The organism is Domibacillus epiphyticus (assembly GCF_001975785.1).
Taxonomy (GTDB): domain Bacteria; phylum Bacillota; class Bacilli; order Bacillales; family Domibacillaceae; genus Domibacillus; species Domibacillus epiphyticus.
In genome coordinates this window covers 49720-73119 of the sequence record NZ_MSFI01000025.1, presented here as the reverse complement: position 1 = coordinate 73119, position 23400 = coordinate 49720, and the positions used below count along the sequence as shown (strand labels likewise).

At 38.5% G+C, this 23400-nt stretch carries 23 protein-coding genes; 21 read left to right on the top strand and 2 right to left on the bottom strand.

Annotation, left to right across the window (positions count from 1 at the left end; translation table 11 throughout):
* The first annotated feature begins 2 nt into the window (after positions 1-2).
* The 4 genes from BTO28_RS14100 to BTO28_RS14080 all read left to right on the top strand — a co-directional run bounded on the left by BTO28_RS14100 (position 3) and on the right by BTO28_RS14080 (position 3793).
* Positions 3-200: a 2-hydroxymuconate tautomerase gene (locus tag BTO28_RS14100; protein ID WP_076767371.1), complete on the top strand. Its 198-nt coding sequence runs from the start codon at positions 3-5 to the stop codon at positions 198-200.
* 10 nt (positions 201-210) lie between these two features.
* A complete protein-coding gene (locus BTO28_RS14095) occupies positions 211-414 on the top strand; it encodes a hypothetical protein (protein ID WP_076767369.1) in 204 nt (67 codons plus the stop codon).
* An 83-nt stretch (positions 415-497) separates the two neighbouring features.
* Positions 498-1940: a DEAD/DEAH box helicase gene (locus BTO28_RS14090; RefSeq protein ID WP_076767367.1), complete on the top strand. Its 1443-nt coding sequence runs from the start codon at positions 498-500 to the stop codon at positions 1938-1940.
* A 764-nt stretch (positions 1941-2704) separates the two neighbouring features.
* Positions 2705-3793 carry a 5-methyltetrahydropteroyltriglutamate--homocysteine S-methyltransferase gene (locus BTO28_RS14080; RefSeq protein ID WP_076767364.1) on the top strand — a complete coding sequence of 363 codons (1089 nt, stop codon included), beginning with the start codon at positions 2705-2707 and terminating at the stop codon, positions 3791-3793.
* A gap of 39 nt (positions 3794-3832) precedes the next feature.
* On the opposite strand, the gene BTO28_RS14075 is transcribed toward BTO28_RS14080, so the two are convergent.
* Both BTO28_RS14075 and BTO28_RS14070 read right to left on the bottom strand, forming a co-directional pair.
* Positions 3833-4411: an HAD hydrolase-like protein gene (locus BTO28_RS14075; RefSeq protein WP_076767361.1), complete on the bottom strand. Its 579-nt coding sequence runs from the start codon at positions 4409-4411 to the stop codon at positions 3833-3835.
* A 165-nt stretch (positions 4412-4576) separates the two neighbouring features.
* Positions 4577-5890: a globin-coupled sensor protein gene (locus BTO28_RS14070; RefSeq protein ID WP_076767359.1), complete on the bottom strand. Its 1314-nt coding sequence runs from the start codon at positions 5888-5890 to the stop codon at positions 4577-4579.
* Between the two features lie 299 nt (positions 5891-6189).
* Between BTO28_RS14070 and BTO28_RS14065 the strand changes: the two genes are divergently transcribed.
* From BTO28_RS14065 to BTO28_RS13985, 17 genes are all read left to right on the top strand, one after another.
* Positions 6190-7383, top strand: a complete 1194-nt coding sequence (locus BTO28_RS14065) for an acetate kinase (protein ID WP_076767357.1) — start codon at positions 6190-6192, stop codon at positions 7381-7383.
* A gap of 283 nt (positions 7384-7666) precedes the next feature.
* Positions 7667-8239, top strand: a complete 573-nt coding sequence (gene gerD, locus BTO28_RS14060; protein WP_076767355.1) for a spore germination lipoprotein GerD — start codon at positions 7667-7669, stop codon at positions 8237-8239.
* Positions 8240-8577: 338 nt separating this feature from the next.
* Entirely contained in the window at positions 8578-9486 is a 909-nt protein-coding gene (locus BTO28_RS14055; RefSeq protein ID WP_076767353.1) for an LCP family glycopolymer transferase, read from the top strand.
* 47 nt (positions 9487-9533) lie between these two features.
* A complete protein-coding gene (locus BTO28_RS14050) occupies positions 9534-10289 on the top strand; it encodes a tyrosine-protein phosphatase (RefSeq protein ID WP_076767351.1) in 756 nt (251 codons plus the stop codon).
* A gap of 894 nt (positions 10290-11183) precedes the next feature.
* Entirely contained in the window at positions 11184-11930 is a 747-nt protein-coding gene (locus BTO28_RS14045; RefSeq protein ID WP_076767349.1) for a YveK family protein, read from the top strand.
* Entirely contained in the window at positions 11920-12627 is a 708-nt protein-coding gene (locus BTO28_RS14040; RefSeq protein ID WP_076767347.1) for a CpsD/CapB family tyrosine-protein kinase, read from the top strand. The genes BTO28_RS14045 and BTO28_RS14040 overlap by 11 nt, the downstream gene beginning before the upstream one ends.
* 425 nt (positions 12628-13052) lie before the next feature.
* A complete protein-coding gene (gene galU, locus BTO28_RS14035) occupies positions 13053-13946 on the top strand; it encodes a UTP--glucose-1-phosphate uridylyltransferase GalU (RefSeq protein ID WP_076767345.1) in 894 nt (297 codons plus the stop codon).
* Positions 13947-13968: 22 nt separating this feature from the next.
* Positions 13969-14634, top strand: coding sequence for a sugar transferase (locus tag BTO28_RS14030; protein ID WP_076767343.1), 666 nt, complete (start codon positions 13969-13971; stop codon positions 14632-14634).
* A gap of 70 nt (positions 14635-14704) precedes the next feature.
* Positions 14705-15772, top strand: coding sequence for a glycosyltransferase (locus BTO28_RS14025; protein WP_076767341.1), 1068 nt, complete (start codon positions 14705-14707; stop codon positions 15770-15772).
* A 752-nt stretch (positions 15773-16524) separates the two neighbouring features.
* Entirely contained in the window at positions 16525-16917 is a 393-nt protein-coding gene (locus BTO28_RS17015; protein ID WP_144289489.1) for a hypothetical protein, read from the top strand.
* A 41-nt stretch (positions 16918-16958) separates the two neighbouring features.
* On the top strand, positions 16959-18167 hold the full coding sequence (locus tag BTO28_RS14015; RefSeq protein ID WP_076767337.1) for a capsular polysaccharide export protein, LipB/KpsS family: 1209 nt from the start codon (positions 16959-16961) through the stop codon (positions 18165-18167).
* A 171-nt stretch (positions 18168-18338) separates the two neighbouring features.
* Positions 18339-19580 (top strand): flippase, encoded by a 1242-nt coding sequence (locus BTO28_RS14010; protein ID WP_076767336.1) that lies wholly within the window; start codon positions 18339-18341, stop codon positions 19578-19580.
* Positions 19581-19670: 90 nt separating this feature from the next.
* The gene (gene kdsB, locus BTO28_RS14005) at positions 19671-20399 is read left to right on the top strand and encodes a 3-deoxy-manno-octulosonate cytidylyltransferase (protein WP_076767334.1); all 729 of its coding nucleotides are present in this window, start codon (positions 19671-19673) and stop codon (positions 20397-20399) included.
* A complete protein-coding gene (kdsA, locus tag BTO28_RS14000; RefSeq protein ID WP_076767332.1) occupies positions 20396-21235 on the top strand; it encodes a 3-deoxy-8-phosphooctulonate synthase in 840 nt (279 codons plus the stop codon). The genes kdsB and kdsA overlap by 4 nt, the downstream gene beginning before the upstream one ends.
* 4 nt (positions 21236-21239) lie before the next feature.
* Positions 21240-22223 (top strand): KpsF/GutQ family sugar-phosphate isomerase, encoded by a 984-nt coding sequence (locus tag BTO28_RS13995; protein ID WP_076767330.1) that lies wholly within the window; start codon positions 21240-21242, stop codon positions 22221-22223.
* Between the two features lie 2 nt (positions 22224-22225).
* A complete protein-coding gene (locus BTO28_RS13990; RefSeq protein WP_076767328.1) occupies positions 22226-22759 on the top strand; it encodes a KdsC family phosphatase in 534 nt (177 codons plus the stop codon).
* Between the two features lie 54 nt (positions 22760-22813).
* The gene (locus BTO28_RS13985; RefSeq protein WP_076767325.1) at positions 22814-23290 is read left to right on the top strand and encodes an HIT family protein; all 477 of its coding nucleotides are present in this window, start codon (positions 22814-22816) and stop codon (positions 23288-23290) included.
* Positions 23291-23400: the final 110 nt, after the last annotated feature.

Sequence of the window (23400 nt, the reverse complement as noted above, 5' to 3'; positions counted from 1 at the left end):
ATTTGCCATTTATTACAGTGAAAGTACTGGAAGGGAAAACACCCGAACAAAAAAGAGATCTCGTTAAACGAATGACGGCTGCTGTAAAGGAGTCATTCGATGTAGATGAAAATAAAGTCTTTATCTTTTTCGAAAATATGAAAAAAGAGGATTACGGTAAACATGGCGAATTGTATTCCTATATGGATGACAAAAAGTGAGGTGCATGTCATGTTTGTCGTAAAACTATATGATGAAGCGGCTGCCGTTATCCACATCGGACGGTTTGATGATGTAAATGAGGCTCAGTCCGGCGCAAAAAAAGGATTGCGCTATAGTAAAACAGCTGTCGTATACGAAGGCGAAACACCGGTTTTTTTGTATAACAATGAATCGTACCCGAACGGTTTCGAACTCGGCGTCGGAAGCTATTAATTTCTAAAACAGCCTGGATGATTCCAGGCTGTTTTTCGGTATAATAAGAAAGCAGGATCTATGACAAACATTTGAGGATAAATATGAGCAAACAACCATTTGAAGATTTTTCATTAAGCACCGACATAACAAGAGCGTTGAAAGGACTTGGGTATTCCGAAGCAACAAATGTGCAGTCGGCCGTGATTCCGGCGGCGCTTCAAAAAAAAGATATAGTCGTAAAATCGCAGACAGGAAGCGGCAAGACAGCGGCCTTTGGCATCCCGATTGCCGAACTTGTAGATTGGGATGAAAATAAGCCGCAAGCGCTGGTGTTGACGCCAACCCGTGAACTTGCGGCGCAAGTGAAAGAAGACATAACGAATATCGGCCGGTTTAAACGAATTAAAGCAGCAGCTGTTTATGGGAAACAGCCATTTGCGCGTCAAAAATTGGAACTAAAGCAGAAAACACATGTCGTTGTGGGTACACCAGGGCGTGTGCTTGATCATATTGAAAAAGAAACGCTTCCAATCGAGAAAGTTGAATACTTAGTGATCGATGAAGCGGATGAAATGTTCAATATGGGCTTTATTGATCAAGTATCGGCAATTATTGAGAAATTGCCGACGAAACGTGTGACGATGTTATTTTCAGCTACCTTACCAGAAGATGTGGCGGCTCTTTCAGAAAAGTATATGAACAATCCAGAGTATCTTGAAATGGCGCAGACGGTAACAACAGATAAAATTAATCATGAACTGATCTACGTAAATGATGATGAAAAGTTTTCTCTTCTAAAAGATGTGTCCATTGTTGAAAATCCGGACACCTGTATAATTTTTTGCCGAACGCAGGAACGCGTCGAAACATTGTTTGATGTGCTCGATCGTGATGGATATTCGTGCGGTATGCTTCACGGCGGAATGGTGCAAGAAGACCGTTTTGCTGTCATGAATGAATTTAAACTTGGCGAGTTCCGATATTTGTGCGCCACAGATGTCGCCGCGCGCGGGATTGATGTGGCGAATGTGTCGCTAGTCATAAATTTTGATGTGCCTCTTGAGAAGGAAAGCTACGTTCACCGGACTGGCCGGACGGGTCGTGCCGGAAATAACGGTAAAGCGATCACGTTCTTAACGTCATATGAGGAGAAATACCTAAAAGAAATTGAATCGTATATCGGGTTTGAGATTAAGCGGACGGATAAGCCGTCCCAGGAAAAAGTATCGGTGTTCCGCCATGCGTTTGAAATAAAAATGAGTGAGCGGCCTGAACGAAAAGAAGAAAAAAGCCGCACCTTAAATAAGGATATTATGAAATTGTATTTTAACGGTGGAAAGAAAAAGAAAATACGAGCCGTAGATTTCGTTGGAACGATTTCAAACATCCCGGGTGTCCGTGTTGAAGACATTGGGATTATCACGATTCAAGACAATGTCTCGTATGTGGAGATATTGAACGGAAAAGGACCGATTGTGTTGAAAGCGATGAAAACGACGACAGTAAAAGGGAAACAGCTGAAAGTGCAAAAAGCAAGAGATTAATGAAAACGGATCAACATCTATAGGAGAATGATGTTGATCCGTTTTTTATTTAGCCATTCATTTCATATTTGGCACTGATGCCAAATTTCCACCTGCCACCGGATATTACGATTGATTCATATCATCACCAATCGATTCGCCATACGCTTGCACCCATTTTACGACAGTAAAGCAATCTACAAGACAAGCTGAAAAAGGATGTTCGGTGCCAAGACGGTATCACGGCACCATTTGCTTTTTCCGCTAGGGATTTACAAGGGTTTTCTACAACATCGATCGTTCCGCCGAAAAAACCGCCTCCATGAAAGTATGAAAACAAAAGCGGATAGAAGTGGGCACGTTTCTTTTTCTTCAGGCGTATAAATTCGTCCAGCTACACCTCAATACCATCGATGGTGTCTGCATTATGTTGTCGTGACCTCTTTATTTTGAAATCCCATCGATGCACGCATATCATGCACTGTCTTGGATGGCGGGCTATTACGCATAATTTAACTTTTTTGTCATATTTGAATAGTTGGTTCGTCTATACTAGTATAATAGATATAGAGTAGTTGAATTTCACATAAATTTTTTAAAAAGGGAGTAAACACCTTGATTGACTATTTATTTACAGGGTATTTTATACTATCTTTTGGGTAGATAGAGCGTGAAACGGAAAATGAATAAATATATTATTGTATTGAAAGCGATTTCCTTTATCTCGACCGTTTTCTTTTTTGTCCGAAAATGATACCATTTGAAATGAAAGGAGTTTGATTGTAATGAAAGCACCATTTTACGCTGATCACGTCGGCAGTTTTTTACGCCCAGCACGTGTGAAGGAAGCACGACTGCAAAAAGAAAACGGGGACATCACAGCAGAACAGCTGCGTGCCATTGAAGATGAAGAAATCATCCGCCTCGTTGAAAAACAAAAAGAAGTAGGACTAAAGGCTGTAACAGACGGTGAAATGCGCCGTGCGTGGTGGCACTTTGATTTCCTTGCTGCTCTTGACGGTGTGGAACTGTATGAAGCTGAAGCAGGAATTCAATTTAAAGGTGTACAAACAAGAGCACATGGCATTAAAGTTACTGGCAAAATTGACTTCACTAATCATCCGATGATCGAGGACTACAAGTTCTTACATAGCATTAAAGGGGATCATGTCGCAAAATTTACGATTCCGAGCCCGAATATGCTGCTTTTCCGCGGCACAGTTGATGAAAATGTATATGCTGATCAGGAATCACTGTTGACTGACTTGGTGAAAGCATATCAGAAAGCGATTCAAGCTTTTTATGATGCAGGCTGCCGTTATTTACAGCTTGACGATACGGCTTGGGCGGTATTCTTCTCTGAAGCAGGAAAAGAACAAATCGCAAAACGCGGCCAAAATCCGGAAACACTTCTGCCAATGTTCCAGCGCGCGATTAACGAATCCATTGCGAACAAACCGGAAGATATGGTGATCACGATGCACATTTGCCGTGGAAACTTTAAATCAACATACACAGCAAGCGGCGGTTATGACGCAGCGGCGGAAGTAATTTTCGGCGGGTTGAATGTTGATGGTTTGTTCTTGGAGTTTGACGATGAGCGTTCAGGTGGATTTGAACCGCTGAAATATGTCAATCGTCCAGATTTAAAAATTGTTCTCGGGTTGATTACGTCAAAATTTGGTGAACTCGAAGATCCGGAAGCAATTAAAGCACGTATCCAGGAAGCGGCAAAGTATGCACCGCTCGAACAATTGTGCCTTAGTCCGCAATGCGGTTTTGCTTCAACAGAAGAGGGTAACCTGTTGACAGAAGAACAACAATGGGAAAAAGTGAGCCACGTTATAAACATTGCGAATGACGTCTGGAAGTAATGACGAAAAATAGCTGTCTCAATATGAGACAGCTATTTTTTATTTCATTTTTTCAAAAAAGGATTCGTCATAAGCTTCAATATAAACATCTGCTTCAATGTCCTCATTTTGAAACGAAACAGTTTTCAACCCTGCGGTACGCGCGGGGATTAAATCAAGGGACCGGTCGCCGATTGCCCAGTCGAGGTTGTATTTTTGATGCAAATACTGATAAGCGGCGGCGTCCGGTTTTCGTGGAAACCCATCATCTTCCGGGCTGACGATTTCATCAAAATATTGGATCAACCCCCATTTATTTAACAATTCGATCGTCGACGCTTTTGTCCGATGTGTGACAATGACGTTGACTTCTGCCGCAGCCAGTATGTTCTCAATCCCATCAAATGGAGGGCTGCCAGCCTCAGACTGCTTATGATCAAGCTCTTTAAAAAGCGGACGAAAATCTTCAGAAATCCCGTAATGTTGAAATGCGAGCTGAGAATTTTTTTTCAGCCATCGCAGTGCTTCAGTCCGGTCGGCAGGTTCACCGTGTGCCGCTTCATGAACAGCGATAAAACTGTCCAGAATTGCCGGGTACGTATCAAAAATCGTGCCATCTAAATCCCATAATAATTTCATTTTGTCATCTCCTTACAGCAGCACTGTAAAAACGGTACGCTTCTTCTTGAGCTTTTTTTCTGGATTATATGAAAGACTTTACTTTCATCCAGTGAAATTATTTTACACTATTTTGTGATTTCCGTAATAATAAAAATCCGCCCTGATGAGAAGGACGGATTATTTTCAATCATTTAGAAATTCTTCTGTTGTATCGTTCAATGTCATAGCGGATTGAGCCACTTCTCCGGATGCTTTTTCAATTTCCTTGATGACTTGGAAAAATTGTTTTAGCTTTTCGTCGATCTGATTATTTTGTGTTTTCGTCTGAGTGATTAAAGTTAACAGCTTTGAAAAGTCTTGATCGGTTTTGTTCATGCCTTCAATACCTGTTTCCACTAGATCGTTAACCGTATGAACGGATTGGCTCATTTGTTTAATCAATTCATTTGTTTTCGTAATATGGGTTGAGACATTGGTTGTCGACTCTTTTGTCTGATCGGACAATTTACGGATTTCCTCTGCAACGACTGCAAATCCTTTTCCGTATTCACCGGCGCGCGCAGCTTCAATGGAAGCATTCAGCGCCAGCAAGTTCGTCTGACCAGCAATGTTTCCGACAATGGTAATGACGTCCACAATGCGCAGAGAAATCTCGTTTAGTTCTGTTGAATACTCTTGTATATCTGTAACGGCGCTTTGAATATCGATGAGTTTGCCGTTCTGCTCCTGAAGCTGTTTTTGCCCTTGAAGGGAATGTGACTCCGATTCATCCGCTTGTGTGATTCCATCCTGAGCAATTTGTTTAATGGAGTCTGACTGCATTGCAAGTTCTTTCACGGATGCGCTTGTTTCTTCTGAAATGGATGCGAGCTCTTGCGAAATATTGTATACGCGCTGCGTCAGTTTTTCTTTTTTCTCAAATTCTTCCTGACGGATGCGTTCGTTCTCAAGTTCATATGCCTCGAGCACAATTTGCTGCTCTAAATTTAGAAGCTTCGTGATTGCCTGAATGGCTTCAATTTTTTTTTCACCATCCCAAGACTGTGCAGAAATGATGGCTGTCATCGAATTCAATAGATTTTGAAAAGCGGACATATACCATTTTGTCTCGAGGCCAATGCGAACATGGACGTGAGCAATACGATAGCGTTTTTGCAAAAATTCATCATTTACCTTGCCGTTAAATAATTCTTCAATATGACGTCTGAGGGTTTTTTTTAATCGATCAATACTGCTATTTGCTTCAATAATATTTAAAAGGCCAGGCTGTTTCGTAATGCTTGAATAAAACAGCTCGATCATGTTGTTTAGTTCCTGATCTATTAACGGTTTCATTGATCGAACGATGGCTAGATCGCGTTCCGTCAATCCGATCATCTCGATTTGTCGTGATAGTTCTGAACCGCTTGACACAGATAACTGAACATCCGCTGTGTTAACCGTTTCAACATAAGGATCGGTTTTTTGGGCAGAACGATTTATTGTGAATAACTTCATAGGGGCCTCCTTCAAGGGCTCTAGGTATTTATATGTGTATCATACTACATAATACGATGGTTTACTATACAATAAATGACAATAGATGATGCTTTTAGACATAATGGTACGTTGTGTAAACGAGATGCAAATAAGAAAAAAACAGAATAACAAAGCGAAATAAAATCATGAAGCAGATTTTTCGGAAAATATTTAATATTTCATGTAAACGTTTTATAAAAGAATGATTGCTTGCTATTTATGTGAGAACACGTTATTTCTATATAGAGAGAATGTGTTCGACTTATGAGGAGGGTATAATGTCTAAAATAATTGCTATAAATGCAGGAAGTTCATCATTAAAATTTCAGCTGTTTGAAATGCCGCAGGAAACAGTCCTTACCAAAGGATTGGTGGAGCGGATCGGCTTATCCGATTCCGTTTTTACCATTTCAAATCCGGATGGATCCAGTGATACGGAAGTGACAAATATTCCAGATCATTCTGTCGCAGTTCAAATGCTTCTTTCTAAATTAGTATCAAACAAAATTGTCGCATCACTTGATGAAATTGACGGGATCGGCCATCGGGTTGTCCACGGTGGAGAAGCCTTCAATGATTCTGTCTTAATTGATGATGCAACACTGGCGCAAATAGATGAATTATCGGAACTGGCGCCGCTTCACAACCCGGCAAATGTCACCGGCATTCGTGCATTTCGTGCTGTTTTGCCAAATGTGCCGTCTGTTGCAGTGTTCGATACAGCATTTCACCAAACGATGCCTGAAAAATCTTTCTTATACAGCCTGCCATACGAATATTACAAAGAATACGGCATCCGCAAATACGGGTTCCACGGCACATCACATAAATACGTGTCAGAACGCGCGGCACAGCTGCTTGGCCGTCCGATCGAACATTTGCGCTTAATTTCCTGCCACCTCGGAAACGGCGCAAGTATTGCGGCGATCGAAGGCGGCAAGTCAATTGATACATCGATGGGCTTCACCCCGCTTGCCGGTGTGGCAATGGGTACACGGTCAGGGAATATCGACCCAGCCTTAATGCCATACATTATGGAGAAAACAGGACAGACTGCCGATGAAGTGCTTGATACATTGAATAAAAAAAGCGGTATGCTTGGTATCTCAGGCTTGTCGAGTGATTTGCGTGATATTACAAATGCGGCGGATGAAGGGAACGAACGGGCAGAGACGGCGCTTGAAGTATTCGCGAACCGCATTCATAAATATATCGGTTCTTACGCAGCACGCATGTCAGGCGTAGATGCGATTATTTTCACAGCCGGCATTGGCGAAAATGACATCGCCTCCCGTGCACGAATTTTACGCGGACTAGAATTTATGGGTGTGTACTGGGATCCTGCGCTTAACAACGTCAGAGGCAAAGAAGCGTTTATCAGCTACCCGCATTCACCGGTGAAAGTCATCGTGATTCCAACAAACGAAGAAGTCATGATTGCCCGTGACGTTTCCCGCTTAGCGGGAGTGTAACCAGGCTGATCAACGTTTTTGGATTGAAGATGCTGAAAATGCGCTTTTAACTAAAATAATAAAACCATGATCGGTAAACCTTCTTATGTGTAGAATCATCACACGATAAGGGGGTTTTTTTAGTTGGTAAAGAAGAAAAGGCATTGACTGTCGGGAACCGTCTATGCAACTCCTCTGTCTTTATCAATGGTTTTAGCACTAGAACCAGCATTTTCCCTGTATAACTTCTCCTAACTTATTCAAAATATAAATAGCAAATTGCAAATAGAAAGGTGCTGGATTAATGAAGAGTTACTCGCTCCTCATGATGATGCTATTTTCATTCGTCAGTATACTGATCGCTGGCTGTGCAGCCAATGGGGAATCCGCAGGTCAGGCCGATTATGAGGAAACAAAGAAAATGGTGATCGATATTTTAAAAACAGATGATGGAAAAAAAGCACTCCAGGAACTAATGAAAGATAAAGAAATCCAGCAGGCCCTTGTCATGGACCAACAGGCCGTAACCAAAACCATTCAAACAACGTTAACATCTGATAAAGGACAAGAGTTTTGGAAAAAGGCTTTTGAGGATCCGAAATTTGCAGAAAGCTTCGCAAAAAGCATGCAAACAGAACACGAAAAACTAATGAAAGGTTTAATGACAGATCCGGACTATCAAAAAATGCTTTTAGGCGTTTTTCAAGATCCTGAAATGCAAAAAACAATCCAAACTTCAATGAAAAGTCAAGAATTCAGGAAACACCTGCAAGATGTCGTAATGGAGACATTATCAAATCCTTTATATAAAGCAAAGCTACAGGAGACTTTATTAAAAGCAGCTGAAGAGGCTGGAAAGCAAGGTGGCGGCAGCTAAAAAAGACGGATTTCCAACAAGCGTACCATAAGTATGATCGGAAGACGAACCGGCATTGGGCTTTTCCGTAAAATGAAGAAGTGATCAACCCGCTGTTAATGCAAGCCATATGAATCTAAGCAGAAATTTGACTTTTAACTTAAAAACCATAACTTGATTTCACCTTTGGGGCCCTCTTATGTGTTCGATCATCACAAAGGGGGTTTTTTTATTTTAGAAAAGAATAAACGGAGGTGATTTTTTAAAAAAGTAAAGAGAAAAAAATTTTTTCCACTATTTTCTTTTGTGAAAACATGGTAATTTAAAGTGCAAAGATTATGATTAATAGGAGAGTGGGAATGGAAAGAACAGGACATGGTAAAAAGAAAATAAGCAAGAAAAAGGTATTGTTAGTACTGGTTGCCATCTTTTTCTTGTCGGCTGCAGGTGTCGCATTTGCTGTATATAATTCAGTCCGCACCGCATTCGATGGAGAAGTATTACAGAGCGAAAAGCGAACGGAAGATTTACAGCTTGAGGGAAGCGGATTTACTGTTTTATTGATGGGCGTTGACGAACGGGAAAACGATGAAGGCCGATCGGATACAATGATTCTAATGTCAATTGCGGATGATTCAGTGAAGATGCTGAGTATACCGCGCGATACACGTGTGACCATTGCTGAAAAAGGAACAGAAGATAAAATCAATCACGCGTATGCATTTGGCGGTATTGATATGGCTGCGAAAACGGTGGAGGACTTTCTTGATATGCCGGTTGATTATTACGTAAAAATGAATATGGAAGGTCTTGAAGAGCTGGTTGACGCTGTGGGTGGTGTGACGGTGGTTAATCCTTTTGCTTTTTCATATAAGGGAGATGTTTTTCCGGAAGGAACACTTACGTTAAACGGCAAAGAAGCTCTTAATTATTCACGTATGAGGTATGAGGATCCACAGGGGGATTTTGGCCGCCAGATGCGTCAGCGCCAAGTTATTCAGTTCATAATTGAAAAAGGAGATGCGCAATGGAACATTTTGAAATACAATGACATTTTAGATGCAGTTGCAAGCAATGTTGAAACCAATTTATCTATTAGCGACATGATATCTATTCAAAAACAATATGGGAATGCCAAAAATAACTTTCAATCGGAAAAGATCGACGGTTACGGTGAGATAATAAACGGTGTTTATTATTACATCGTTTCTGAAAATGAAAGAAAGCGTTTAAGTTCAGTGTTTAAAGAACATATAAATATCCCTTAAACAAAGAAAGGAGCAGCCTTGTTATAGGAATGGAAGGAGTCCGAAAAATGATCGATCTTCACTGCCATATATTGCCGAATCTAGACGATGGACCAAAAGACTTGCTAGAAAGCATGGAATTGGTGAAGCGGGCGTTGGAGAATGGAATCACTGCTATTGTCGCAACTCCTCATCACAAAAATGGCCGGTACCATAACGAAAAAAATCGTATTGAAGCAGCAGTTAAGGAACTAAATGCTAACATCCAGAAAGCCGGCATTAACATGATAATTTGCTCCGGACAGGAAATACGCATATATGGTGAACTGTTGGATGACTACAAAAAAAATAAACTTCTCACAATTAACGGATCGAGCTATATGCTTGTTGAACTTCCATCAAACGGAATTCCGGCATTTACCGAGCAGATATTGTTTGATTTGCAGCTGAATGGTATTACCCCGATTATCGTGCATCCAGAGCGAAACGCTGCCATTATGGAAAACCCTGATATGTTGTACAAGCTCATTAAAAACGGCGCGCTCTCCCAAATTACCGCGGCATCTATTGATGGAAAATTCGGAAAAAAAATAAAAAATTTATCCATACAGCTGATCGAAGCAAACTTAACACACTTTATCGCGTCTGATGCGCATAACCTATCTACACGTGAAATCGGCCTTGTAAAAGCCTATGGCTCTATTGATTCCGGCTATGCAGACTACTTCCGCCAAAATGCTAAAACCGTTTTAACTGGCGGATGCATTTCAAAAGAACCGCCGTACCTTATTTCTCGTAAAAAGAAATTTTTTGGCTTAATATAATTAATGCAGGAAACAAAATAATGTCCAACAAAGAAACCGGGACGCCAGAGCTTCTGTGCAGTTTATCTCACGGAAGCACACATAAATGCTTATGTTATCAATTGGAAAGCGTGGAAAACCTGATTCAGCAAAAAGGCAGAATCAGGTTCTTTTTTATTTTCAAAATGACAAAACACGTTAAAAACTTTTGATGGGAAACGACAAAATATTTACGATTGATATGCTATGATTCTATTATTTCCATTAATAAGGAGAGGAAACTTGAATGGATGCGCCGATTGTCCATACAATGCCAGTTTTGATAAATTGTTAGCTCTTCACAAAGCTTCTCAAAATTGAAAAGCAAGGATAATAGTTGTGTAATCCGAAGGGGTTTTTACAAACATGCTGACAAAACAATCGTTATCTCCGGAAACGATCTAAAAAGCAGTAGTCAACAGCATGGATTTGATTACGTTACATCCATAACTGCTCAGTTCGTTCTCAATGAAAAACTTTCGTCAGTCCGCAAAACCTAATTACTTGGGTGTGTAAAACATGGGAGAAGAATATAGATTCACATTTTTATTAATAGGATGAATCTAAATTAAAGAATTTAAAAAGTTCTGTACAAAGAACACTATTGTTCTTTATAATGTACATATGACGACAAAAGAGTTGAGTAAAAAGGCGGCGGCATTTTACCAAATCTTGTTGAGTGCACAGTTTTTATAGAAAAGCAGAATAGTATAAATTTTACAATGCATTCTGCTAGATAAAACTATAAAAATTTTCTTTGTAACTGTTCAAGTGGAGCCGTACGCATAGATTGCATGTACACAGACAGCATTCTGCATTTATGTTTCACATGATGCAAAGATTTCTACCGAATATTCCCTTTGTAGGAGGAAAGACATGGAAGAGACCATCAGCTTGAAAGAGCTTGCTGCAACATTGAAAAAAAGGACCAAATTGATCGTGCTTATAACAATCTTGGCGGCTCTCGCTAGCGGAATTGTCAGTTATTTTGTTTTAACACCGATATATCAAGCATCAACACAGGTTCTCGTAAACCAGACTAAAACAGAACAGCAGCTGTATAATCAGGACAATGTCCAGACGAGTCTCCAGCTGATCAGTACGTACAATGTTATTATGAAATCGCCGGCGATTTTAGAAAAAGTATCCAACAATCTTTCTGTCGGCTTAACAGCTGAACAGCTGTCAGAAAAGATTAGCGTCTCCAGTGAACAGGATTCACAGGTAGTAAATATTAGAGTAGAAGATCAGGATCATCACAGGGCCGCCGGCATCGCAAATGAAACTGCAAACGTATTTCAGGAAGAAGTGATAAAGATTATGAATGTGGACAATGTCACTATTCTTGCTCCAGCGGAAGTAAAAGAAGGCTCTGCACCAGTAAAACCGCAGCCGCTTTTAAACATCGCGACCGCGATTGTTGTCGGCTTAATGGCTGGTGTCGGGCTTGCCTTCCTGCTTGAGTACATGGATAACACGATTAAATCCGAACAGGATATAGAAAAATTACTTGAACTGCCTGTACTAGGCAGCGTCACAAGGATTCAAGATGATACGGCAATTGAAAGAAAAAGAACAAACCTAAATCAAACGGTCGAAAGGAGTGGGACCCTTGGCTCTTAAACGAAAAAAACAAAGGAAATCGCCTGGTTTAGCAGGACATAATCTCATTGCGAGAAATAATGCACAATCACCAATCTCTGAGCAATACCGGACGATTCGGTCAAACATTCTATTCTCATCAGTTGACCAATCATTCCGCTCGCTTCTAGTCACGTCAGCAAGCCCAGAGGAAGGAAAATCAACAACAGTTTCCAATCTAGCCGTCATTTTTGCCAATAAAGGAAAGAAGGTCTTGCTTGTTGACGCTGACTTGCGAAAACCGACCATTCATTATACATTTGGTCTCCCAAATACCAGTGGATTAACGAACGTACTGACAAAACAATCGCCGCTTCAAGAAACAGTTAATAGAACAGAAGTTGACAGCCTGTATGTACTAACGTCAGGACCCATTCCACCAAATCCTGCCGAACTGCTTGGCTCCTTCGCGATGAAAGAATTTCTGAAAAAGACGCTAAGTGAGTATGACTTTGTGATGTTTGACACACCGCCTGTTCTTGCTGTCACAGATGCACAGGTGCTTGCTAACCAGTGTGACGGGACAATATTCGTCGTCAACAGTGGAAAAACAGACATTGACAGTGCACAGAAAGCGAAAGAACTTCTTCAAAACGCGAAAGCGAAACTGCTTGGAGCCGTATTAAATAACCGGAAAAGGAATGATTTAAATTATTATTACTACTATGGTTCTATATAAAAAACTTGCTGGTAATGACCTTTTTTTTTGAAGAAAATGTTCTGTATTAAGAACGAGAGCCAGCAAAATAATTTTGGAGATTACATATTGTGACGATCCAACTGGCTAGATAGATATTTACAACATCACTTTTTGCAATGCACTTCTGTAATCCTCCGCTCAAATTATTAACAGAAAATTAAGAATATTGAAGATGTTTTATCAGTCAGGTAATGTCTCCTGTTCCTTTATCAATGGAGGCACTCGGCCGCACGGTGGTGTTCCAAGATACGGAGCGCTTAGACGCCTGTCGTCAAGCGTGCGGTGTGAGGAAGGGTTGGATGCCCTATTTTCCAAAAAAGAAAGATATCTAAATATTGAATGAAAGGACATAGATAAACTATGGATTTTCATTTGTTATTTACATTGCAAAGGGGAAAATGATGATGAGAAAAGTAAAAAAAGCAATTATACCAGCAGCGGGACTCGGTACACGGTTTCTCCCCGCAACGAAGGCATTGCCGAAAGAAATGCTGCCGATTGTCGATAAGCCAACGATCCAATACATAGTCGAAGAAGCAATTGCTTCTGGCATCGAAGACATCATTATTGTCACAGGAAAAGGAAAACGAGCGATTGAAGATCACTTTGACGCGTCAGCAGAGCTTGAACGCAACTTAAGTGAAAAAGGAAAAATGGGCCTTCTTGAAAAAGTGCGCCACTCCTCCAACCTCGCCGACATTCATTACATACGGCAAAAAGAGCCGCAAGGACTTGGACATGCCGTGTGGTGCGCGCGTAACTTTATTGGAGATGAACCATTTGCTGTATTGCTCGGCGATGACATTGTCCAAAGCGACACACCATGCTTGAAACAACTGATTGACCAGTACGAGCAGACACAATCATCAATTATTGGCGTACAGCAAGTGCCCGATCATGAAGCATACCGCTATGGCATTATCGATCCTGCCTCAAGACAAGGACTGCGCTATCAGGTAAATCAGTTTGTGGAAAAACCAGCACCGGGCACACAGCCATCGAATCTGGCCATCATGGGCCGCTATATTTTGCGCCCGGAAATTTTCATGTTTCTCGATAAGCAGCAAAAAGGAGCAGGAGGAGAGATTCAGCTGACAGACGCCATCCAGGCATTGAATGAAATCCAGCGTGTCTTCGCCTATGAATTTGAAGGAAACCGGTACGATGTCGGAGAAAAACTTGGTTTTGTAAAAACGACACTTGAATTTGCCCTGCAGGACCATGATATTAGTGAAGAACTCATAACCTATTTGCTTGAGAAAGTAGAACAAGTGAAGGGCAGGGAGTTGGTTGGATAATATACAAACGGGGGCTTCCGAAATGGCCGCTGTTCATTCAGCTGGGACTTATACAAGTTACGAAGACCGTTCCAAAGCATTTGCGGCCACAAAAAGGCTGATCGATTTTTTGGGTGCGTTCATTGCGCTGCTTCTTACCATGCCTGTATGGTTTTTTATAGGAGTCTGCTATATGTTTGGTGAAAATAAAGGGTCTGTCTTTTTCAAACAGCAGCGGATTGGAAAAAACGGAGAAAAGTTTTATATTTACAAATTCCGGTCAATGGTCATGAATGCAGACCAGAAGCTGAGAGAAAACAAAGAATTGTATGCAAAGTACATTGACAATAGCTATAAACTTGAACCTCACGAAGATCCCCGCATTACAAAATTCGGGGAATTTTTGCGGAAAACAAGCCTTGATGAAATCCCGCAAATCATTAATGTGCTGAAAGGAGAAATGAGTTTAATTGGCCCGCGTCCCGTTATTAAAGATGAATTAGCGGAATACGGAGAAAAAGCAAATCAATTTTTATCCGTTAAGCCGGGAATGAGCGGCTACTGGCAGGTTTGCGGAAGAAGTTCGGTTCATTACCCGGAGCGTGTAGAGGTGGAGCTTTATTATGTTGAAAATCAATCTATGAAACTTGAAGCCTGGATTTTATTAAAAACAGTTGAAATTGTTTTGCTACGTAAAGGAGCTTATTAAATAATTCAATTTACAGTGTAAGAATGGTGATGAATTTATTAAAGAGAGTAGAAGAATGGGGAAATCTTAAATGAAAATTGTTCAAGTAACAGAAGCTTTTGGAGGAGGCGTGTACAGCTTTCTGGTGGATTTATGTAATGAACTATCTCATGATCATGAAGTAATTGTTGTCTATTCAAAAAGGAAAGAAACGCCTATTGGCTTTAAAAAAGATTTCCACTCATCTATCAGGTTTATACCGGTGGACATGTCACTAAAAAATAGCACTAAAGCAATAGTCAAGTTGACGAAAATTATTAAAGAGGAGAACCCAGATGTTTTACATCTGCATTCCTCTAAAGCGGGTTTTGTAGGAAGAGTTGCTGCTAAGGCAGTAAATTATAAAGGCAGGCTTTTCTACAACCCTCATGGACTTGCGTTTTTAAGGATGGACTTGCCGCTGTTTGCTAGAAAGATATTCTTATTTGCTGAAAAAATCCTCTCTGGATTAGGGGGAATCGTTATTGCGGTGTCAGATTCTGAAAAAAAAGAAGCACAAAAATTTTCTTCCAACGTTATCTGTATAAATAATGGTATTAACCTTGCTCAACTCGATAACGATTTACTTAGAAGCAATACAGAAAAAGAAGAAAAAAATAACATCATTATTGGAAGTGTTGGGAGAATCGAGTATCAAAAAAATCCTTCATTATTTAATGAAATTGCAGAAAATTTTCCTCAAATCCAATTCGTGTGGATTGGTGAGGGGAATCTTAGGTCAGAATTAAAAAGCAAAAACATAGAAACAACTGGATGGTTAAGTAGAGAAGAAGTTTTAAAAAAGGTAAAAAGTTTTGATATATATATCCAAACTTCTTTATGGGAAGGGCTACCTCTTTCTGTTTTAGAAGCTATGTATTTAAACAAGCCCGTTTTGGTAAAAAAATCAACAGGAAATGTTGACACAGTAAATAAAAATCTGAATGGGTATATATTCCATGATTCTCAAGAAGCTTCGAATAAAATAAATTTCTTGTTAAATAACACAAATGTTATCCGGGAAATGGGCAAAGAATCTAAGAAAAATATTATTGATAATTTTGATATCTCATTAACTCTAAATAATTACAAAACTGTCTATTTTGAAAAAAGGTATTAAAAATGACCGTAAAAGTAAATGCGTTTAAGACGTTATTATTTTCATTTATCATAATATATTTTCTGCTTCCTAAGTCTTTGGAATTTAATTACAACGGTATATACCAAGAAGTTGGAAATTACTTAGGTCCTTGGTATTTTCAAAGGATGCTATTAACAGTTATACTTTCAATTTTCATAGTTCTAAATTTGAAAAACATTGAAATGAAAGTTTCTAATGTTCTTTACTTAATCACAATAACTGGTATATCAGTAATACAAATCTTCTTTGGTGAATACACTAGTTTTTATGTCGTTATTGGGATTTTATCAGCTCTGATCCTGTCAAGAATGGAATATGTGAATTTTTCTTCTATAGAGATTAAATTTATAAAAGTAATATTCCTTGTTTACCCAATTCAATACTTTTTATTTCGAATCCACGGAAGACTGACTGGAAGTTTTTTGGACCCTAATATCTCAGGGTATTACTTATTTTTAACGTATATCTTCTTCCGGAATTACAATAACAATATAGTGTCCTTAATTATATTGTCACTCGGGATTTTTAGTTTCAGCAGAAATTTTATTTTAGCAGTTGTAATATTCGAGATCCTCTCTCTTAAATTTATCAAAAATCTCTTATCTAGATTTAGATTTTTTTTACAGATGCACTTAATTGTCCTGTTATCTATTATTTTTATTTTTCTAGTATCTTCTTATTACGTTAATCATGTAAGTTACACTCAGGTTACAGGTGGATATGAAAGGATAATGAATATTGCCGATTCTTCTAACTATTCAAGGTTCTCTGCTAATCTTGATTTTGTTAATCGTATTTTGCAAGGTGATTTTTTAGTGATGGGAAATGGGACAACAATGGATGAACAAAGCCATCATAGACCTCATAATGCATTTTTTAGGGCAATGTATAGGTACGGCTTTATTGTTGGCCTGATAGCTATCCTCATTTTTAATGAAATAATGAATAAATATGTTAAAAATAATTTCGAAATTATAGGCGCTTTAATGGCTTATTACATGTTGCTCAATGATTTTATAACAGGAAACGAATTAATTTTAACGCTTTTGATTCTTCTATTAATAGTAAACAAGAAATCATTTAAAAATCCGAGAGTAAAAGAAGTTGGGTCTTTAAGCAGCTAAATCTTGTAATTAATTATTTGATAAATTGAGGTGATTTATCGTTGAAGATTTTAATTAACATATCCAATTCAGAAGATTATGGTTTTTTTCAAAGATTTTATGAAGAATTCTACAAGAAAAATATCGAAATTGAATATTTGGCAAATAATTTATTTATTTATTTATTTTTAAAGATAAAAAGAGAAAAGATATATTTAATAAAAAAAGATACTTACGAACGGTTTGATGAAGTTTCTTTTAGCGAACTAACTAAAAGACTAACGCATGAAGAGGCAGAGTGGGTTTATGGTTCTTTTAAAAAATTTATGGAAAAACAGTACAAAAAAAGAAAATGGGATTTAGTAATCATTCCTAGCGGAAGGTTAATAAATCAAATAGCAATTAGTGATGTTGCTGAAAAATATAATATAAAAACCTTGTATGTAGGCTATGGAAACATTCCGGATAGAACTTTTGTAGATCCTCAAGGAACTGATAAACAATCATCTTTATTTAGCAATATAAATATTTTAAATAATTATCAAGTTACTGAAAAAGAATACAATAGTTGGAGGGAGGAATATTTAACCAAAAAGTTTAAAAGCCATAAAATTGGGCAGGCTAGAAATTTAGATGCAAAAGTAAAAATAAAAAAGTTCATTCAAATTAACTTTTGTTATTTAGAAAGAATTTTCGGTATAGCAGCAGAAAATAGCTATCATTTTAGCGATATGAAGACCTTTAAAAAAGTTGAATATCAAGCAGATACTTTTGATTACAAAGAAGAATTTATCTTTTTTCCAATGCAAGTAAGCACTGATGCCCAAATAATCCTTAATTACAATAAAAAAAATATTCTTGATGGTTTAAAAGAAGCAATTCGGATCAGCAAAGAGAAAAGAAAGAGATTAGTAATAAAGATGCATCCAGCTGAAATTAATCAGGATGTTATATGTGAAGTACTTAAATTGAAAGAAAAAGAAAATATCATTATCTCTAGCAATAATACCTTTGAATTAATAAAGAAAAGCAGTGAAGTAATAACGATTAATTCCACCGTTGGCCTGGAAAGCAGAATAGTTGGAAAAAAAGTTACTTTTCTTGGTGACAGCATATATAAAAACATGAATAATCAGCAAATGAAAAATTACATTATGAGCTATTTATTGCATATGGAGTATTTTTCCAGTGGGAAGATCTCGAGGAAAACATATGAAGAATTTATAAATAGGGCTGGTATGGGCAAGAAATATATAAAATATAAGGTATAAGGTGGACTCCTCCTGTTTTGTCAATTTTAATCTTTAGAAAAATCAATCATATCAATTTAAATAATTGGGAAATTCAGTATTTTTTAGGGGCGTAATCATTTTTTTCTGCTTATCGTTACGTACAAGTCAGAAAAAATCTTAATTGAAATTGGATGAAAAGGGGCCTTTTCATTGTTTAGTAAAGTTAATAGCAATATTCATATCATTGATATCTTTCAAAGTGATTTTATTAAAAAGTTTATAGATTCTCTTTTTGGAAAAGCTGCTTATGCCTTGTCAATGATGGTTTTTTCATTGATTTTAACACGGCTTTACGGTGTTGAATTATTTGGGGAATATTCTTATGCTTTCGCCCTGGTTACATTTCTCATGGTTTTTGCCAGAGCAGGTTTGGATAATGGTTTAATCTATTATATGCCTAGAAATGGAAACACATATGTGAGTTTTAGTTTTTTAGTAAACACAATAGTTTCGTTTCTTATCATAACCATTTCTCTTGTTTTTATCGAAAATCAATATCTTAAATGGTTTATGCCGCTGATATGGCTTTTTTCAATGGAGCATATCTTTTTTGGTGTATACAGACACACTGGGAAATTTAAAGAGTTTTACTTTATTAACGGCTTTCTTTCCATGTTATTGCGTATAATAGCAGCTGTTGTTGCTTACTATTTAATTGGGAAGAATATGTTTAGTATTTTGATCGCTTTATATAGTTCTTTTCTTTTCGCTAATATGTATTATTTTTACAAAAACAAAAATCGATTTGGTAAAATCATTTTCGATCTAGAATTTGTAAAATATTCTTACCCGCTTGTTTTTTCTTCCATGCTGGGCATTATTATGGATCGTATTGATTTAATTATGATTGGGCATATGATGACAAAAACTGATGTTGGGGTATATCAAATAGCAGTGCAAGTGGCAACACTTACTTCAATGATTTTACTTATCTTTAACTCTGTATTCGCCCCTAAAATATCAAATTTATATCAGGCTGATAAGCTGCTTGAAGTAAAAAATCTTTATATCAAATCTACTAGAATACTTGGGATAATCTCTTTATTAACAGTGTTAATATTGGTTATATTTTCAAAATATATTCTTTTTTTATTTGGAGCAGAGTTTATTGCAGGCCATCTATCACTAAGCTTAAGAGCGATAGGACAATTTATTTTTACTGCAGTAGGCAGTGTGTGGTATATGTTATCAATGACCGGAGAAACCAAGCTGCAGCTGTATGGGAATTTAGGAGCCTGCCTCTTAAATGTCGGGCTTAATTTTGTATTGATTCCTTTGTATGGAATTAACGGTGCAGCGTTTGCAAGCATGGTGTCTGTCGCGTTTATTAATATTTTAGGTTACATATTGGTTTGTAAAAAATTTAAGGTTAAAGCATACAAATTTTTTTAATGTGAATAAGCAGAGGTTAAGAGCATATGTGAAGGCTCTTTTTTTTTGTGTGGAAGAGTAAAAATTTTGAAAAAGAGGTGTTGAAAATCAATGAAGACCATTGCTGTGATTCCGGCCCGTTTCGGTTCGACCCGTTTTCCCGGAAAGCCTCTTGCACTGATCCATGGCAAAACGATGATAGAGCACGTATATCAGCGGGTGAAGTCAGCTGCGCTGATTGATAATGTCATTGTGGCGACGGATCATCCGGAAATTTATGAGGAAGTACAAACATTTGGCGGCAGTGTGATGATTACCAGGGATAATCATGAATCGGGTTCTGACCGTATCGCTGAAGTGGCTGAAAAAATAGAAGGCGATATTTTCATTAATATTCAAGGCGATGAACCTTTAATTCATCCGGACTTAATTGATGAGATCGTCTCTCTTGCCAAAAAAAGTCCGGAAAGTGTAATAACTGCAAAAGTAAAAATTGAAAATGAAGAAGATATTATCAATCCAAATGTGGTGAAAGTGGTAGAGGGACAAGACCAAAATGCCCTTTACTTTTCCAGGTCGCCTATTCCATATAAAAGGACGCAGGAGAATACAGCATATTACAAGCATTTAGGCATTTATTGCTACCCTAAGCAGATTTTAATGGATTTTATCAAAATGCCGAAGTCCAGACTTGAAGAAATTGAGATGCTTGAACAACTGCGCCTTATTGAAAATGGATACAACATTAAAGTCATTCAAACAACATTTGATGCTGTTGGTGTAGATGTGCCGGGGGATATTCAAAAAGTAGAAGAACTATTAGGAGGTTTTGTGCGGTGAACGAAATAAAATTAAACGACCAGATTATTTTTGGGAATGACAAACCGTTTGTGTTAATAGCAGGTCCCTGTGTAATTGAAAGTGAAGAGCTGGTGATGGAGACAGCTGGTACGATTAAAGAAATTGCCCGGAAATTGGATATTCCGTTTGTGTTTAAAGCATCATTCGATAAAGCAAACCGCTCGTCCATTTACGCCAATCGAGGCCCTGGTTTGGAAAGAGGATTAGAAATTTTAGCGAAAGTCAAAAGGGAATTTAACGTGCCAGTTACATCCGATATTCATGAAGCAAGCCAGGCAGAGCCGGCCGGACAAGTGTTGGATATCATTCAAATTCCCGCATTTTTATGCCGTCAAACTGATTTACTTGTGGCAGCCGCAAACACCAATAAAATTATCAATGTGAAAAAAGGGCAGTTTCTTGCTCCATGGGATATGAAAAATGTAATCATAAAACTCAAGGAGTCTGGGAATGAGAATATTTTATTAACAGAAAGAGGCTCATCATTCGGCTATAACAACCTGGTGGTGGATATGAGGTCTCTTCCTGCTATGAGAGAGTTAGGTGTGCCGGTTGTTTTTGATGCTACCCATAGTGTACAAATTCCGGGAGGCAACGGTACATCCACTGGCGGGAAGCGAGAGTTTGTTCCTAATCTGTCGCGTGCAGCAGTGGCAGTCGGAATCGATGCGCTCTTTGCAGAAGTGCATCCGAATCCGGACGAAGCCTGGTCAGACGGCCCCAATATGATTAAGCTCCAGGAGCTGGAGGAAGTGTTGAAACCAATTAAAGAAATCGATCAAATGATGAAAAACTTTTCATTACAGGAGCGATAATAAGATGACAAACTTTATGAAAGCTAAATCGAATTACCTTGACAGTGTAAAAGAAGTCCTGGAGATTGAGGCGAGTGCTATTAAAGAGCTGGGCAATCATCTTGGTGATGAGATGAATCAAGCGATTGAGCTTATCTTAAAGTGCAGTCATCGTGTTATTATAACAGGAATGGGGAAATCCGGTATCGTCGGGAAGAAAATTGCCGCTACTTTAGCAAGTACAGGCACTCCTTCTCTTTTTCTTCATCCAGCTGAAGGGCTCCATGGCGATTTGGGAATGGTGACAGAAGATGATATTGTAATCGCGATTTCAAACAGTGGAGAAACAGAAGAAATCTTAAAGACACTGCCTTCTATTAAAAGAATCGGAGCAAAGATTATCACATTGGTTGGGAATGACCAATCGACTCTTGCAGAAAAATCAAATATCACCATTTCCATTGGGAAGGTAAAAGAAGCCTGCCCGCTTGGTTTAGCACCAACCACAAGCACGACACTGACTTTGGCTTTAGGGGATGCGCTGGCGATTGCTTTGCTGAAAGCGAGAGGATTTACACCCCAAAACTTTGCCCTGTTTCACCCGGGCGGCTCTCTTGGCAGGCAGTTATTGCTGACAGTTGAAGATATTATTCAAGAAACAAAGAAAAATCCAGTCGCTTATATTGACGATAATATCAAGGACGTATTGTTTATCATTACGGCTTCCGGTCTGGGGGCAATTAGCATCGTTGATCAAAGCGGCCATTTAACAGGCATTTTAACGGATGGTGATATTAGAAGGGCACTAACGGCCGGAAGCAATATTTTTGACAAACTTGTAAAGGAATTTCATACGAAAAATCCACTTTATGCTAAAACGAGTATGCTTGCTGCCGAAGCGTTAAAGCTGATGGAAGACAATAAAATAAATGTGCTTCCAGTTGTAAACGAAAATAGACAGGTCATAGCGATGATCCACATGCATGACTTAACGAAAATGGGGATTTAATGATGGATAAGCTAAAACAGATAAAGTTAATTATCTTGGATGTTGATGGCGTACTTACGGACGGGAAATTGTTCATTGGCTCGGATGGTACAGAAATGAAGAGCTTTCATGTTAAGGATGGAATGGGCATCAGTTTAGCGAAATATGCCGGCATGCAAATTGCCATCATTTCAGGCCGTAAATCAGAATCGGTAGAGATTCGCTCCCGGGAATTAGGGATTGATTATGTTTATCAAGGAATAAGCGATAAGCTGGCTGTCTTGCGCGAATTAATGAAAAAAACAAAATTAAACCGCCAGCAGATCTGCTATATGGGTGATGATTTAAACGATACAATTATAGCGAAAAATGTTGGGCACTCATTTGCCCCCAGTGATGCGGCAGCGTATCTGAAAAAACGGGTTGACAGCGTAACAAATGCTTCCGGCGGAAACGGGGCGGTCAGGGAAATGATTGAAGTAATATTACATGCCCAGCATGACTATGAGAAGCTGGTGGAAGGCTATTTGCACCAAAAATCAAAGGTTGTCCAATAAGAAGATAACGTTTGATCGTTTCAGTATGATTTTTTTAAAAAAGGGGACTGTTTTATGAAAAACTGCCTCATATGCCAAAAGCATGCTAATGAAAGCATCCCTTTCATCTACGAGCATTCTTTGTTGCAAGTATACCACGGCCCAATTCAATCCAATATTTTAGGCTATCTGTACGTCGAGCCGAAAAGACATGTGGAAAGCTGGTGTGAGTTAACCGGAGAAGAATTAAATGCTGTCAGCCAAACCATTAAATATATTTCTTTTTTGTTAACTCACTATTATAAAGCAGAAAGAGTTTATACAGTTGTCATCAGTGAGCAGGTAAGACATTTTCACATCCATTTAATTCCGAGATACAAAGATCAAAATGCAAAAGGGCTTAAATTGATTGAAAAAGCAACCCAGCAAAAAAATGCTGCCAATCCTCTTTTAACACAAAAAGAAATTGATGACTGCACATTGTTTCTTCACAGCCGGCTTGCAAGCTTAGAAGTAAAGAAAAACGGATGCAGACAAAACGTATCTGTCTGACAAGGAATAACGGGTTATAAAATGAGAGCAAAAGAAGACTTGCTTTATTCACAGCTTGCTGTAATTGATAGTATAAAAAGGACAAGCCTAAAGATGGATGGCGGCAAAAC